Annotated in this window: 16 protein-coding genes and 2 tRNA genes; 3 read left to right on the forward strand and 15 right to left on the reverse strand. The window is 42.0% G+C overall.

From position 1 onward, the window contains the following. Positions 1–3: 3 nt before the first annotated feature. From ACQKFO_RS23220 to groES, 6 genes are all read right to left on the reverse strand, one after another. On the reverse strand, positions 4–897 hold the full coding sequence (locus ACQKFO_RS23220; protein ID WP_427601416.1) for a sporulation protein: 894 nt from the start codon (positions 895–897) through the stop codon (positions 4–6). Positions 898–1,023: 126 nt separating this feature from the next. After that, positions 1,024–1,608 carry a hypothetical protein gene (locus ACQKFO_RS23225; protein ID WP_427601418.1) on the reverse strand — a complete coding sequence of 195 codons (585 nt, stop codon included), beginning with the start codon at positions 1,606–1,608 and terminating at the stop codon, positions 1,024–1,026. A gap of 574 nt (positions 1,609–2,182) precedes the next feature. Further along, complete coding sequence (locus tag ACQKFO_RS23230; RefSeq protein WP_427601420.1) at positions 2,183–3,376, reverse strand: alanyl-tRNA editing protein; 1,194 nt, start codon at positions 3,374–3,376, stop codon at positions 2,183–2,185. A 64-nt stretch (positions 3,377–3,440) separates the two neighbouring features. Next, positions 3,441–3,593: a hypothetical protein gene (locus ACQKFO_RS23235; RefSeq protein WP_427601422.1), complete on the reverse strand. Its 153-nt coding sequence runs from the start codon at positions 3,591–3,593 to the stop codon at positions 3,441–3,443. A 202-nt stretch (positions 3,594–3,795) separates the two neighbouring features. Beyond that, positions 3,796–5,430 (reverse strand): chaperonin GroEL, encoded by a 1,635-nt coding sequence (groL, locus tag ACQKFO_RS23240; RefSeq protein WP_034766062.1) that lies wholly within the window; start codon positions 5,428–5,430, stop codon positions 3,796–3,798. 53 nt (positions 5,431–5,483) lie between these two features. Further along, entirely contained in the window at positions 5,484–5,771 is a 288-nt protein-coding gene (groES, locus tag ACQKFO_RS23245; protein ID WP_034766060.1) for a co-chaperone GroES, read from the reverse strand. Between the two features lie 327 nt (positions 5,772–6,098). Here groES and ACQKFO_RS23250 point away from each other — a divergent pair, with 327 nt between their 5' ends. Next, entirely contained in the window at positions 6,099–6,842 is a 744-nt protein-coding gene (locus tag ACQKFO_RS23250; RefSeq protein ID WP_427601424.1) for a CPBP family intramembrane glutamic endopeptidase, read from the forward strand. Further along, positions 6,839–7,045 (forward strand): YdiK family protein, encoded by a 207-nt coding sequence (locus ACQKFO_RS23255; protein WP_113971435.1) that lies wholly within the window; start codon positions 6,839–6,841, stop codon positions 7,043–7,045. The genes ACQKFO_RS23250 and ACQKFO_RS23255 overlap by 4 nt, the downstream gene beginning before the upstream one ends. Positions 7,046–7,060: 15 nt before the next feature. Here ACQKFO_RS23255 and tatC read toward each other — a convergent pair whose 3' ends face one another. From tatC to ACQKFO_RS23270, 3 genes are read right to left on the reverse strand one after another with little or no spacing between them, the layout of a single operon-like run. Then, positions 7,061–7,834, reverse strand: coding sequence for a twin-arginine translocase subunit TatC (gene tatC, locus ACQKFO_RS23260; RefSeq protein ID WP_148996622.1), 774 nt, complete (start codon positions 7,832–7,834; stop codon positions 7,061–7,063). A 15-nt stretch (positions 7,835–7,849) separates the two neighbouring features. Beyond that, a complete protein-coding gene (locus tag ACQKFO_RS23265; RefSeq protein ID WP_044340658.1) occupies positions 7,850–8,020 on the reverse strand; it encodes a twin-arginine translocase TatA/TatE family subunit in 171 nt (56 codons plus the stop codon). 54 nt (positions 8,021–8,074) lie between these two features. Next, entirely contained in the window at positions 8,075–8,752 is a 678-nt protein-coding gene (locus tag ACQKFO_RS23270; RefSeq protein WP_148971339.1) for a redox-sensing transcriptional repressor Rex, read from the reverse strand. A 189-nt stretch (positions 8,753–8,941) separates the two neighbouring features. Here ACQKFO_RS23270 and ACQKFO_RS23275 point away from each other — a divergent pair, with 189 nt between their 5' ends. Further along, positions 8,942–10,888 carry an ABC-F family ATP-binding cassette domain-containing protein gene (locus tag ACQKFO_RS23275; protein WP_427601427.1) on the forward strand — a complete coding sequence of 649 codons (1,947 nt, stop codon included), beginning with the start codon at positions 8,942–8,944 and terminating at the stop codon, positions 10,886–10,888. A 351-nt stretch (positions 10,889–11,239) separates the two neighbouring features. On the opposite strand, the gene tsaD is transcribed toward ACQKFO_RS23275, so the two are convergent. From tsaD to ACQKFO_RS23305, 6 genes are all read right to left on the reverse strand, one after another. Beyond that, a complete protein-coding gene (gene tsaD / locus ACQKFO_RS23280) occupies positions 11,240–12,256 on the reverse strand; it encodes a tRNA (adenosine(37)-N6)-threonylcarbamoyltransferase complex transferase subunit TsaD (protein ID WP_427601429.1) in 1,017 nt (338 codons plus the stop codon). Continuing rightward, entirely contained in the window at positions 12,253–12,690 is a 438-nt protein-coding gene (rimI, locus tag ACQKFO_RS23285) for a ribosomal protein S18-alanine N-acetyltransferase (RefSeq protein ID WP_149157839.1), read from the reverse strand. Before rimI ends, tsaD begins: the two co-directional genes overlap by 4 nt. 21 nt (positions 12,691–12,711) lie before the next feature. Continuing rightward, the gene (gene tsaB / locus ACQKFO_RS23290; RefSeq protein ID WP_427601431.1) at positions 12,712–13,410 is read right to left on the reverse strand and encodes a tRNA (adenosine(37)-N6)-threonylcarbamoyltransferase complex dimerization subunit type 1 TsaB; all 699 of its coding nucleotides are present in this window, start codon (positions 13,408–13,410) and stop codon (positions 12,712–12,714) included. Then, positions 13,407–13,862 carry a tRNA (adenosine(37)-N6)-threonylcarbamoyltransferase complex ATPase subunit type 1 TsaE gene (tsaE, locus tag ACQKFO_RS23295; protein WP_427601433.1) on the reverse strand — a complete coding sequence of 152 codons (456 nt, stop codon included), beginning with the start codon at positions 13,860–13,862 and terminating at the stop codon, positions 13,407–13,409. The genes tsaB and tsaE overlap by 4 nt, the downstream gene beginning before the upstream one ends. A gap of 167 nt (positions 13,863–14,029) precedes the next feature. Then, positions 14,030–14,106, reverse strand: a tRNA-Asp gene (locus tag ACQKFO_RS23300). Between the two features lie 106 nt (positions 14,107–14,212). Further along, positions 14,213–14,286, reverse strand: a tRNA-Met gene (locus ACQKFO_RS23305). Positions 14,287–14,289 lie beyond the last annotated feature (3 nt).

Genomic DNA, 14,289 nt, shown 5'->3' on the forward strand with positions numbered 1-14,289 from the left:
AAATCAATTGCCCCGCAACTCATCTGGTTCTACTGCATTTTGTAGAAGGTCGAGTATTCTGGACTCTATCTCCTCTTCCATTTCGAGCTCCTCATTTGTAAAGCTTATTTTGTGAATGACTTCGTCCATCCCTCTCTCCCTAAGAGCCTCTCTCTTAAAATATCCACCAATATTTTTCCCTATAAAGTATTGTAATTCGACATAAATATCCAGCCCTTCAGGATGAATGTCATAAATTATCTCAATCTCTTTATACTTTTCCTTAAACTCATCAGGGGGGAAGAACTCCAGCTCATGGACAAGTGGGACCGAACGTTTTGATAACATGGGATAAAGAGGATGATTGAGAACCCGTTTATCAATGACGAATCTCCCTCCGAAACCGGAATAATAAATGACCTCTTCCCGATTTGTTTTCAATAATCCCAATCGTTCAATTAGGACTTTATTTACTTTCGTCATGATTGGATGAGGATTCACGTTGATAAAATCAAGATCACGGGGATCCAATTTATACGCAATGTCTACATCTGTTTGAATCCAGCACTGGCGCTTTCCAATATTATGAGGGACATACAGGGGAACGGTCATTGAAAAGGGCACGGTCACCTCATCTGCATTTCTTTGTTCCTCGGTTAACCTCATTTCCACCGAGTGTAAAGGCAGGTTACTGATATGGTCATCCATCGTCATAAACTGTTGCATGAGTGAAACCTTGATACGCTCAACCTTTTGTAACCCTTTTCTGCTTCTCAGTTCAACTTCTCCCACCAACTCTTCACCTGGTGTAACCTCATCCGTCGGCAAAATGGTATCAACCAATATCGACCCTATGGTTCTGGTGATTTTCTTTTTGAATTTAGTTTTACTTAAGGCTTTTTTGTGTTTGTTAAGCATCCATGGTCTCCCCCTTTATTTTGGTATATAGTATAAAAAACGCAATGAGTAAAATCTTCTAAAGTACCTAAAATACGATCTATATGTAGACAAGCTTGATATGAATTACAACTTACTCGTGGGATATTAGATTGATTTAGACATTATAGCTTTCGGATGCTTCAAAAAAGCAGGCAATGTAATTTGCAGTAGAGCCGACATTAAATATAGCACTGAGCCATATGAAATATTTTTATTATAATCATTTGCAGTTCCGATAATGATAAACATTGGACCCGCAGTTATGCAGATAAAGACTACAATATGAAAGGCCACGCTAAACCTATTTTCGAAAGTCTTTGAAAAGGCTTGAAAAATATTCTCCTTTAAGAGAGTTGTAATGATAAAGCCTGCAACCCAAATCCCTAATAAGAAAAACCATATGGAATTTCCTTCTTGCCAGAAGTATTTAATAAGCGGCTGGGCAAACAAAAAGGAAAGACTAAAAACCAAACAATAGCTTTGAATAGAAAAATACCTCACTTTAAGTTCCACTAGTCTCCAAGATACCACAATAATGATGACTAATATGCTAGACACAACACTGTTCATTATGAATTGTGGAGTATACCATTCTGGTAAAGCACTAAATAAGAATGTAACAATGATTATAGAAACCGTTACATGTAGAATCCTGCTTTCTTTAAAAGAAAGGTTGTTTCTCTCATCCAAAAATATCACCCAATCTCGATTTCAATTTATCTCCTCGCTCTTATTCAAATTTTCTTTGCCGAACCCCCTATATAATCAGATGCTTTTGTTTCCTGTTCGAATACTCCGTTGCCTTTCCTTCTATGGATTTCATAATAAAGTAATTACCGGAACCTATTAAACCCATTGCCTGCTCCACCAATTGTAGTACCTGGGTCTGGAACCAAAGAACCAATGGCTTAGCAAAATGAGCCTAACATTATACTAACCCTTAAGAAACAGCAATTTTAATATTTTTATGATATTTATATCTTCAAACCTTCGCTTCCCATTCCCATTAACCCTCATAATTTTATTTACGAACGACACCCGTTAATGTTTCATAACTGCGATGAATTAAGACTAAAGACCTCCAGATGTTCATTATCACAGAATTAATGACCTAGTCATTATTAAAGGTTATTTCCCTTATCTAAAGGAAAATAACCTTTTAATTCCAAATTTATGCATTTTTTGTGATTATTCATAAATTAAATCGCAAGTGATTTCATTGATTAGTTTTCGTGTCTTTTTCACCCAATTAAACGGTTATCAACTATAACTGATTCACCAACGTTTCAAGAAGCTCTTCCCTACTCATAACAGCTTCTCCCCCACCTTGAACGAAAGTTTCTTTTCCTCCGCCTTTCCCGTTGATCAACGGAAAGACCTTTTGCGCAACCTCTCTTAGATTGACACCGGGTATGGAGCCTTTTGCTGCTACCAGCTGCAGCTTTTGATCATTTTGGACAACCAGGAAAACAATCGCTTCGGCTTTATTCGAAACGATATGCTGTGCAATTTTTTGGAGCTCTTGGATCCGTCGGTCAGTATACGATGATTTGATTAATGAATGGCCTTCTTTTAGAGTTGCTTTTCCCATTAATCCTTCTGCTTCATACGTCAACAGAACCTCTTTCAACCCATCCAATGCTTTCTCTTGTTCTTTTTGCTTGGTGAGCATTCTCTCGACGGTCGGTACCATATTTTCTTCCGGCGCCTGCAGCACACCGGTTAGCTCTTTCAGTAGTCCATGCTTACGGTGTAATTGATTCAGTACCCGGTCCCCACATACAAACTGCAAGCGGATATGACCTTTATGTTTCTCCCAATCTAAAATCTTGATTGCCCCGACTTCACTCGTAGAACGGGGATGGGTTCCACCGCATCCGTTGTAATCAAAATCCGGAATGATGACGAGACGGATTTCGTCCGTGACGGATGGCTGTTTGCGTAGCGGATAGTGGGAGAGTTCCGCTTCCGTCACCCATTTCGTCTCGATTGGCCTGCTCTCCCGAATGATCCGGTTGGCGAGTGCTTCGGCTTGTAGGGCGTCTGACTCATTGATGTCACTTACTTCTAAATCGATGGTCAAAATCTCTTTCCCGAGGTGAAAGCTGATCGTCTCATATTGTAACGCCCCTGCAAATGCGGCAGACAGCATATGCTGACCGGCGTGCTGCTGCATATGATCAAAGCGGCGCTCCCAATCGATCTGTCCCTCAAAGACCCCTGAGATATCCTTGAATGGCTCTTCTATGTAATGACGGATCTCTCCGTTCACTTCTTCAACATTGGTAATCCGCTTGTCCTTTATTATTCCTGTATCATGGGGCTGGCCACCGCCTGTTGGATAGAAAGCTGTTTCTTCTAATACGACGTACCAGCCTGACTCATCCTGTTGCTGCTCCTGAATGGATGTTTGAAAGATTTTCATATAGGCATCTTGATAGTATTGTTTGACTGTCATCGGTAACCCTCTTTCTGAACTATTCTATCCATACTTTATCATAAGAGGGATGAATGAAACCACGTCAGTCCCTTGGCTTCTTCTCAATCGATATTGGTACCGTCCCGACTTGTTCCCAGGGAATCTCCCATCGCCTTTCGAATTCTTCCTTTGCCCGTTCGTCTCCTTCTATGATCCGTTCTACCAGTGTTCTTAGTTTCATGATTGAGTAATTCACGTTATCACCTGCTTACATTTATTAGAAAGTAGAAGTCACATGGAGTATACGTAAATATTCCCGGTTTGGATGTCTTATCATACTTTTTACCTATATGGTGATTTTCTAAACGCTTCAACTCTCTCAGAACGCAAAAAAAGTGGTCACTCCATAAGGAATGACCACTTTTATCTGGATTGCTCCAGGGAATGGGGATGATGAATTACATCATGCCGCCCATTCCACCCATACCGCCCATGCCGCTCATATCCGGCATGCCGCCGCCTTCTTCAGGAATGTCTGCTACTACTGCTTCAGTAGTCAGGAACATTGCTGCTACAGACGCTGCGTTTTGAAGCGCAGAACGAGTTACTTTGGTAGGATCTACGATACCTTTTTCGATCATGTTGACCCACTCACCAGTAGCTGCGTTGAATCCGACACCTACTTCTTCCTTCTTCAGACGTTCTACGATGATAGAACCTTCTAATCCAGCGTTGTGAGCGATTTGACGGATCGGCTCTTCAAGAGCACGCAGCACGATGTTGATACCAGTTGCTACATCTGCATCCGCTTCGATTGATGCTACTTTGTTATATACGTTCACAAGGGCAGTACCACCACCCGAAACGATACCTTCTTCCACTGCTGCACGAGTAGAGTTCAATGCGTCTTCGATACGTAGTTTACGCTCTTTAAGCTCAGTTTCAGTCGCAGCTCCGACTTTCACGACGGCTACTCCACCTGCAAGCTTAGCAAGGCGCTCTTGTAATTTTTCCTTGTCGAATTCAGAAGTGGACTCTTCTAATTGAGCACGGATTTGGTTTACGCGAGCTGCGATTTTTTCCGGATCTCCAGAACCTTCTACGACAGTCGTGTTTTCTTTCGTTACGACTACTTTCGCAGCGCGGCCAAGTTGAGTGATGTTCGCAGATTTAAGGTCTAAGCCTAAATCTTCTGTGATCACTTCTCCACCAGTAAGAACCGCTAAGTCTTCAAGCATTGCTTTACGACGGTCACCGAAGCCAGGAGCTTTAACAGCAACAGCGTTGAATGTACCGCGAAGTTTGTTCACAACAAGCGTTGCAAGAGCTTCACCTTCTACATCTTCTGCTACCATTAATAGTGGCTTACCTTGTTGTACAACTTGCTCAAGAACAGGAAGTACTTCCTGGATGTTACCGATTTTCTTGTCAGTGATTAAGATGTATGGATTTTCAAGAACAGCTTCCATTTTATCAGAGTCAGTCACCATGTATGGAGACGCATATCCACGGTCGAATTGCATTCCTTCTACCACGTCAAGCTCTGTTGTGAAACCTTTAGATTCTTCGATTGTGATAACCCCGTCGTTACCAACGCGCTCCATTGCTTCTGCAATCAGTTGACCCACTTCTTCGTCAGCAGCTGAGATCGCCGCAACCTGAGCGATGGAATCTTTACCTTCGATCGGCTTAGAGATTACTTTTAATTCTTCGATAGCCGCTTGAACCGCTTTTTCAATTCCTTTACGAACGCCGACAGGGTTAGCGCCAGCTGTTACGTTTTTAAGACCTTCACGGATCATCGCTTGAGCAAGGACCGTTGCAGTCGTTGTACCGTCACCGGCGATTTCATTTGTTTTGCTTGCTACTTCAGCAACCAGTTTTGCACCCATGTTTTCGAATGCATCTTCCAGTTCGATTTCTTTCGCAATGGTTACACCGTCATTTGTAATAAGTGGTGAACCGAATTTTTTCTCAAGTACCACGTTACGTCCTTTTGGTCCAAGAGTTACTTTTACTGCATTTGCTAATTGATCGACACCGCGAAGCATGGAACGGCGTGCTTCTTCGCTGAATTTAATATCTTTAGCCATTGATAAAGTCCTCCTCTTATTTAAATAAAGTATTGTTTATATACGAAGTTTGATTATTCGCCAACTACAGCCAGAATATCGCTATCACGAAGGATCAGGTATTCTGTGCCTTGGTATTTCACTTCTGTACCAGCGTATTTAGAGAAAATGATTCGATCGCCGACAGCTACCTCAAGAGCAACGCGCTCACCGTTGTCTAGAATGCGACCAGTACCTACAGCCATCACTTTACCTTCTTGTGGCTTTTCCTTTGCGGAATCCGGTAGCACAATACCGCTTGCTGTTTTTTCTTCTGACTCAACTAGCTCGATAACGACGCGATCACCTAGTGGTTTTAACAAGTGAAACAACCTCCTTGAAATTATGTAAATGATATTTATTAGCACTCGCTTGTTGTGAGTGCTAACACAACTATTATATTAATTAATTCGTTTTCATTTTGCAAGAGTCCTGCTTAAAATTTTTTTCGTCATTTTTCTCTTTTTTTCACACCCTCCTATACTATGCCTTCTCATATGGCTTTATTACTTATGTCGATTGAAGTGTGGCAATTCTTACAAGACCCTCAGATTTGAACAGTTCCTCTTTTCTTAGTAGAATTGTACAAGAGTGAGTTCAAGATGAATGGGGTTGTTCCTCATCTAACAGGTGCTAAAGGAGATCATACGTTGAAAAAACATTTCGGATATATCTTAATTACCTATATTGTCATGCAGCTTTCAAGCGTTGTAGGCATACCCTTACTATTTAAAATTGGTGTGGATGTCCTCGGTCAGCCCGAAGATACAGTTAGGAATCTTGTTCCGGGATACTGGCTAGTAATCAGCTTTACCTTAACCCTGCTTGTTGTGTGGGGCATTCTCAGGAAGAGTGACACAAGCACCGGACTCGAAAGAACCGCTCCCATGAATGCAGGGGGCTCCATTGTATGGGCTGTAGTCGGGATCTTTATGGCGTTCATCGCTCAATCCGTCGCCATACAAGTCGAGTATGCGCTGGGAATCGAGATGGGGTCTGAAAACACTCAGATGATTATCAGCATTATTGAAAAGGTACCCCTATCCATGATGGTCGCTGCAATCATCGGACCTATACTGGAAGAGATAGTATTCAGAAAGATTATCTTCGGCGTTCTTTACGAGAAGATGAATTTCTTCTTCGCCGCGTTAATCAGCTCTGTAATCTTTGCCCTTGCTCATTTTGAGCCTGTGCACGTGATCCTGTACTCTGCTATGGGCTTTACCTTTGCGTTTCTTTATGTCAAAACGAAGCGTATCCTGGTTCCAATATTTGCCCATGTTGCCATGAATACAACGGTCGTTCTAATGCAATCTATCTATAAGGATGAAATTGAAAAAATGATCAACGAAGCTGAACAAATACAAGGATTTATTGGAGGATTATTTCTATGAGGAGATCACCATTATTCTCAGGCGTGATCTATCTCCTTCTCGGTGTGCTCTTCACATACTTTGCTGTGCAAAATGTACAGGATGATGGTTGGGGATTTTTCGCTTATATGCTTGTCTTTCTGGCAACCCTTGATTTTGGTTCCGGGTTGCGGATGGTGCTGCTGCATTTCAAAATCAAAAAGAAAATAGAGAATAAAAAATAAGGATTGATCATTTGATCAATCCTTATTTATATCCTCGAACTGTTCCATTTCAAGCTTTTGCTCTGCTTCTAAAACCTTTTTATATCCGATTTTTGAAATCCAAATACTGATTTCATAAAGAAGAAGCAAAGGAACGGTTACCATTAAATGCGAGACGATGTCCGGTGGTGTAATGAAGGCCGCAATGACCAACAATATGAAGTACGCCACTTTTCTCATTTGCGCCAGCAGCATCGGGGTAATAATCCCGAGGCGTGTCAGAAACAGCATAATAACCGGAAGTTGAAATAGAAACCCAAATGGAATGGTTATTTGAAACAGGAAATGAAAGTATTCATTAATTCCAATCACTTGCTGGATATTCAGATTGGTTGATAAACCCATCATGAATTTCACAACATAAGGAAACAAAATAAAATATGAAAATGACAATCCACCTAAGAAAAGAATGACAGAAATCGGGATGTAACTAAGCGTTACCTTCCTCTCTTTCTCATATAAGCCTGGACTAACGAACGACCATACTTGAAATAGAATGATGGGTGATGTCATGATGATCGCAATAAACATGATCATTTCCATATAGATTTTGAGAGGGTCTGTAATCCGAAAGGCGTTCATCGTCAATTCTTTCGCTTCATCCGCGTGCTGCAAATATCGAATCAGCGGCTCCGCAAGAAAAAAGCTCACGATTACCGCTAACAAGAAGAAAACGACTACAAACATGAGTCGTTTTTGCAATTCTCCTATATGTTCATAGACTGTCATGTCTCTTTGACTTTGACTCATGGCGTTCATCCTACCCTACTTAGCTTTTTTGCTATTATCGTCCTCATCATCTGCTAAGCCCTTTGTTGCATTTTTAAATTCGCGTAATGTATTCCCGGCTGCTTTCCCTAATTCAGGCAATTTCTTTGGTCCGAAGATCAGTAAAGCAACAACCGTTATCAGTACGATACTACCTGCACCTAACATAATGAGACACCTCCTCTTTTACCATTCTATCATAACGTATATAAGGATCATTTTCTATTCGGATATGATTCCATCTTGTGACATTTCCGTGTCATCCTCTGAATAATGCTTTAAGAAGTATACCAGTGATTGAAGCTCGACTGCCAGATCAATATGATGGACGCGAATGTGATCCGGCACCGTTAATCTCGCAGGAGTGAAATTCAGGATCCCTTTTATATTAGAAGAAACCAAACGGTCTGTGATATTTTGAGCAGAAGATGCCGGAACCGTCAGAATCGCCACTTCAATATCATGCCCTTCAAGTCCCTCTTCTAAATCATCCAAATGAAAAACGGGTACATCGCTGATTTGTGTCCCAACCTTCTTTTCATCTACTTCAAAAGCCATTTCAATCTTAGTATTATTATTTTTTATGAAATTATAATGAAGAAACGCTGTACCGAGATTCCCTACACCTATCAGCACAACCTTCGTAATGGCATCTTGATCTAATGTCTTACGAAAAAAGGATAGCAGGTAATTGACATTATATCCATAACCCTTTTTACCTAACGCTCCAAAATAAGAAAAATCTCTGCGTATCGTGGCAGAATCAACTTTCACCGCTTCACTCAATTCTTTCGATGAAACCCTCTGCTTTCCCGACGAGTATAGATTCTTGATAAAGCGATAATATAGCGGAAGGCGCTTAGCCGTTGCCTGTGGAATTTTCGTTGTATCCTGGTTCATATTGTATTCCCCCACATCTATTCAAAACCTCTGATACCGCTTCCAAAATAGAAAGCATACAGAATTTAAAACTCTACTACCCATCATACACTATATTTTATCCTAAGTGTACGAAGATTAATAGTCGATTTATTGCCGTTCCCCTCCCAAATACGGTACACTAGCACTATGAAATAGAGGTGAAACGTCATGATTCTACTACAAGTGAATCAACTAACGAAAAACTTTGGTGCAGATAATATCCTATCAAATATTAAGCTTGAAATACAGACAAGAGATCGGGTGGCTCTCGTCGGACGCAACGGTGCAGGAAAGTCGACTCTTTTAAAAATAATTGCAGGTCATCTCTCCTATGACTCAGGAGACATCACGAAACCAAAAGGGGTTTCCATTGGATACCTGGCCCAGAATACCGGGTTGGAGTCCGATCTATCCATTTGGTCGGAAATGCTGACTGTCTTCGAGGAATTGCAGAGACAGGAAAAGCATTTAAGAACATTGGAGCAACAGATGGCCGATCCTTCGGTATATGAACAGGAAGAGCTCTATCAACGCGTACTAAAAGAATACGATGAGCTTCAAGTCAGGTTCAAGGATTCCGGCGGTTACCAATATGAAGCGGATATCCGCTCTGTCCTTCACGGATTGAATTTCGCAGATTTTGATTACGATACAAAGATATCCACATTGAGCGGTGGGCAGAAAACCCGTCTCGCTCTTGGGAAACTTCTTTTATCCAAACCTGACATTCTTATTCTTGATGAGCCGACCAACCATCTTGATATAGAGACTTTATCGTGGCTAGAGATCTACCTTCAAAGCTATGAAGGAGCCGTCCTGATCGTATCCCATGACCGGTACTTCCTGGATAGCGTCGTCAATCAAGTGTATGAGATTTCCCGGAATCGAAGCAAGAAATACCACGGTAACTACAGCAAATACCTTGAACAGAAAGCAGAAGACTACGAAAAGGACCTCAAGATGTTCGAGCGCCAGCAACAGGAGGTCGCGAAACTCGAAGACTTCATTCAACGGAATATCGCCCGTGCCTCGACGACCAAGATGGCCCAAAGCCGCAGAAAAAAGCTGGAACGAATGGACAAGATGGATAGACCCTTGGGTGATGAGAAATCTGCCAACTTTGCTTTTCAAATTGATCGTCCAAGTGGAAATGATGTTCTTCACGTCCAAGACCTTACCATCGGATATGGAAAAGACGAACAGATTTCATCTCACATCGACTTCTCTGTTAAAAAGGGAGACAGTATCGCTCTTGTAGGTCCAAACGGAATCGGGAAATCGACTCTGTTGAAAACATTGGTCAATAAACTGCATCCTCTGGAAGGAGCATTTAAATTCGGATCAAATGTCTCGATTAGTTATTATGATCAAGAACAAGCCGAGCTGTCTTCAAATAAGACCGTCTTAAATGAACTGTGGGATGAATACCCAATGAAAACGGAAAAAGAAATCCGCACTGTACTTGGAAACTTCTTATTCTCAGGGGAAGATGTCTTAAAGCCTGTTTCCACACTGAGTGGTGGAGAGAAGGCACGTCTGGCACTTTCCAAGCTCATGATGGAAAAAGGGAATGTCTTGATCCTGGATGAACCGACGAACCATCTGGATCTGGACAGCAAAGAAGTGCTGGAAAATGCCCTGATTGACTACCCAGGGACGATTCTCTTTGTATCTCACGACCGTTATTTCATCAATCGAATTGCCACAAAGGTTGTAGAACTGTCCAAAAAGGGATCGACCGAATACCTAGGCGATTACGATTATTATGTAGAGAAATTACAACAGCAGGAAGAATTAGCTGCACTTGAGCGGATGGAACAAGGAGAACAAGTGTCAGCACAGGTGACCACTCAAAAACAGTCCCACAAGATCGATAAAGAGGCGAAGAAGCTTGAGCGTCAACGAAAACGCAGAGTAGAAGAAATTGAAGGTCTCATGGAAGCTCTTGAAGAAGACATCCAGTTAAAAGAAGATCTTCTCTGTGACCCTGATATTTTTCAGGATCATGAAAAGGTTCAGGACATCAATGACTCCCTTACAAAAGCAAAAGAAGAGCTTGATTCTCTATTGGAAGAATGGACAGAACTTGAAGAAATTCTTCAAGAAGAACAATAATCCACAGGATTGGGGATAAATATCGAACCCCAATCCTTTCTTATTCCACATCATTATCCACAAATCAAATCCCGTTTATCCGTTATAAACAGAGGTTTTCCACATAATCCACAATTGCAACATAAGTTATCCACAAAAACTACCAAATAATAGGTCATTCCCACTAGAGCTTTTTCACATAGTGTACACATCATTTATGTAGTTACTAACATTTTATCCACAGTCTGTTGATAAAACGTATGTTCGTTCCTTTCTCCTCCCCATTCACTCACAAGATATCAACAAAACCCTAGAACAATAACTGTACCTAATAAAAAAAGCTTAAACGAAGTTTCGTCTAAGCTTTCCCTCTTAGAAATTCTCGATATCAAGTCCAGGATGAGCATTCATATCCATGCTCCCTCTTTTTCCTTGTTCAAATAAAATCGTTCCAGCAGCTGCAATCATAGCAGCATTGTCCGTACAAAGTGATAACGGAGGGATGATCAACTCCGCATCCACCCCTTCAAATGCTTCTTGGAGGGCAGCACGTAAGCCTTTATTGGCTGCAACTCCACCAGCCAGTAATACTTGCTCCACTCTGTATTCCTTTACAGCTTTAACGGTTTTGGTCACTAACACATCAATCACACTGGCTTGAAAACTGGCTGCCAAATCCTGTGGATGAATGGTTACTCCTTTTTGCTTCGCATTGTGTAGCGTGTTAATAACCGCCGACTTCAATCCACTGAAGCTAAAATCATAGGAACCCTCTTCAAGCCATGCACGTGGCAAATCAATAGTAGGTTCCCCTTCATGAGCCAATCGATCGATATGGGGTCCACCCGGATACGGAAGACTCAAGGTGCGGGCCACTTTATCATAGGCTTCCCCGGCTGCATCGTCCCGGGTCTCGCCGATCACTTGAAACGAACCGTGCTCTTTCATGAACACAAGCTCTGTATGTCCTCCCGAAACAACTAATGAAAGCAGAGGAAACCTCATCTCTTTCACTAATCGATTGGCATAAATATGTCCTGCAATGTGATGGACACCTACCAAAGGTTTGTTATAAGCAAAAGCGAGTGCTTTGGCAGCATTGACACCTATCAGAAGAGCTCCCACTAAACCGGGGCCTTCCGTCACGGCGATACAATCAATTTCGTCCATTGTCATATCAGCTTGTTCAAGCGCTTCCTCCAGCACAAATGTAACCTGCTCCACATGATGACGTGAAGCAATTTCAGGGACGACCCCACCGAACCGCTTATGACTTTCAATCTGAGACGAAACAATATTCGCCACAATCTCTGTCCCATTTTTCACAATCGCAACAGCTGTTTCATCACAGCTTGTCTCGATTCCCAATATAAAGATATCTTTTTTCATAAATTCACCCACATTACTAAAGCATCCTCTTGATTATCAGAATAATACCGCTTACGGATTCCTCCATCTTGAAACCCGAGCTTCCGATATAAATGTTGTGCCGGTGTATTCGATACCCTGACTTCGAGGGTCATCACACGAGCGCCAAATTCAATCGCAATACCCATGATCTTGCGCATGAGACCTTCTCCCAAACCCCGCCCCCGATAATCAGGGAGCACAGCTACATTTGTGATATGCGCCTCATCCACTACAAGCCACACCCCACAGTATCCTGCAAGCTTGTCTTCATCCTCGGCAACGAGATATGTAGACAGGTGGTTATGTTCGATTTCATTCAGGAAAGCTTCCCGGCTCCAAGGAATGCTAAAAGATTGATCTTCAATTTCCATTACAGCATCTAAATCATCAACTGTCATAAATCGTATATCCATATTCTAACGATCCTTTATCTTCTATTCAGATTTTTTTTGAGATTCCAGCCATTTCACTTCTGCTTCAGCCATACGTATATAATTAGGGAGCACTTCATGCGCAGACGTCTCTTTCATACCACTACCAATAAAAGCAAGCTCAGACGGACGTGGATTATGACTGACAAAAGGAGCGATTTTTGCTTGATCTCCCAGGACTTCCTTAATCATGCTCTCGTGAAGGGCAACATCATTTCCGACAAAGAGTATATCTTTATTAAAATCTTTTAACTTCGTCACCCATTCTTCCATCAGTATGTTGCAATCATTTTCCACACAATTTAATTGATCTCCCTGAAACTCATACAGCCCAGTGTACACCTGTCCCCTTCTCGCATCGAACAAAGGAACGATATATCCTGAAAAATATCGTCCCGATGAAGCCAGTGTCGCAAGACTTGATACTGGAATGAGCGGGATGCCCAGAGACCATGCAAGGGTCTTGGCCAAGGTGACCCCTATCCGGACACCTGTATAGGAACCAGGACCATTTGCAACGACAACCTTCGTTAAGTCTTTCGCCTCAATCCCGCAATCCTTCAACAATTGTTCGATAGCCGGCATGGCTCTTATTGAATGATTCTTCTTAATATAGGTAATGTACTCCCCAATTACCTTGCCTTCCTCGATAAGCGCAACGCCTAACGGATAATTGGAAGTATCGATCGATAATATCGTCATGACACAATCTCCTTACACAATTCACTATATCGATCACCATAAGGCTTCAACACGATTTTTCTTGTGGAGTCGCCTTCCCGGTAAATCGATAGACTTAATAATTCTTCCGGAAGTTGATCTTGAATTAAGTGAGCCCACTCAACGACGGTCACACCTTCCCCTTCAAAGTATTCATCGAATCCCAAATCTTCAAATGAATCGTCCAACCTGTATACATCCATATGATAAAGAGGCAAACGGCCCTTATATTCTTTAATGATGGTAAAGGTGGGACTGTTAACTGTCTTAGTGACACCTAGGCCCTTGGCAAGACCTTTGGTAAATGTCGTCTTTCCCGCCCCAAGATCACCTTCTAGCGTTAACACAGCTCCAGACTTCAAATGAGCTGCCAATTTCTCTGCAAACTGGCCTGTTTCCTCTGGACTGGTCGTTATGATCTCAAACTGATTCATGTTAATCTCCTCAATTGTCATTTAGAGTATAAAAAACCCTTAGGATCATTTGTTACCCTAAGGGAGAATGTATATATGTAGTTTACCCTTTTTTGGGTATGAGAGTAAAGGTTGTGGTTACAGACAATAAAAAAAACGAAACAAAGTTTCGTTTGAATGAACAAAAATGGCGGTCCGGACGGGACTCGAACCCGCGACCTCCTGCGTGACAGGCAGGCATTCTAACCAACTGAACTACCGGACCAAAGCTTTTTGCGTAAGCAAAATAGGTTTCATTACCTCGCGACTGCGAAAATAACTATCCATGCGTGACTCATCAAGTATTATCCTACCCTAAGTCAAAAATGGTATTGCGGGGACAGGATTTGAACCTGCGACCTTCGGGTTATGAGCCCGACGAGCTACCGAACTGCTCCACCCCGCGACG

Source organism: Rossellomorea sp. NPDC071047, assembly GCF_050270195.1.
Lineage (GTDB): Bacteria > Bacillota > Bacilli > Bacillales > Bacillaceae_B > Rossellomorea.

Excerpts from the sequence above, each read along its gene's own strand:
- groL (WP_034766062.1), bottom strand. The coding sequence starts at position 5,430 with ATGGCTAAAGATATTAAATTCAGCGAAGAAGCACGCCGTTCCATGCTT.
- ACQKFO_RS23265 (WP_044340658.1), bottom strand. The coding sequence starts at position 8,020 with ATGTTAGGTGCAGGTAGTATCGTACTGATAACGGTTGTTGCTTTACTG.
- ACQKFO_RS23275 (WP_427601427.1), top strand. The coding sequence starts at position 8,942 with ATGATTCTACTACAAGTGAATCAACTAACGAAAAACTTTGGTGCAGAT.
- tsaE (WP_427601433.1), bottom strand. The coding sequence starts at position 13,862 with ATGAATCAGTTTGAGATCATAACGACCAGTCCAGAGGAAACAGGCCAG.
- ACQKFO_RS23230 (WP_427601420.1), bottom strand. The coding sequence starts at position 3,376 with ATGACAGTCAAACAATACTATCAAGATGCCTATATGAAAATCTTTCAA.
- ACQKFO_RS23220 (WP_427601416.1), bottom strand. The coding sequence starts at position 897 with ATGCTTAACAAACACAAAAAAGCCTTAAGTAAAACTAAATTCAAAAAG.
- ACQKFO_RS23255 (WP_113971435.1), top strand. The coding sequence starts at position 6,839 with ATGAGGAGATCACCATTATTCTCAGGCGTGATCTATCTCCTTCTCGGT.
- rimI (WP_149157839.1), bottom strand. The coding sequence starts at position 12,690 with ATGGATATACGATTTATGACAGTTGATGATTTAGATGCTGTAATGGAA.
- tsaD (WP_427601429.1), bottom strand. The coding sequence starts at position 12,256 with ATGAAAAAAGATATCTTTATATTGGGAATCGAGACAAGCTGTGATGAA.
- tatC (WP_148996622.1), bottom strand. The coding sequence starts at position 7,834 with ATGAGTCAAAGTCAAAGAGACATGACAGTCTATGAACATATAGGAGAA.
- ACQKFO_RS23270 (WP_148971339.1), bottom strand. The coding sequence starts at position 8,752 with ATGAACCAGGATACAACGAAAATTCCACAGGCAACGGCTAAGCGCCTT.
- tsaB (WP_427601431.1), bottom strand. The coding sequence starts at position 13,410 with ATGACGATATTATCGATCGATACTTCCAATTATCCGTTAGGCGTTGCG.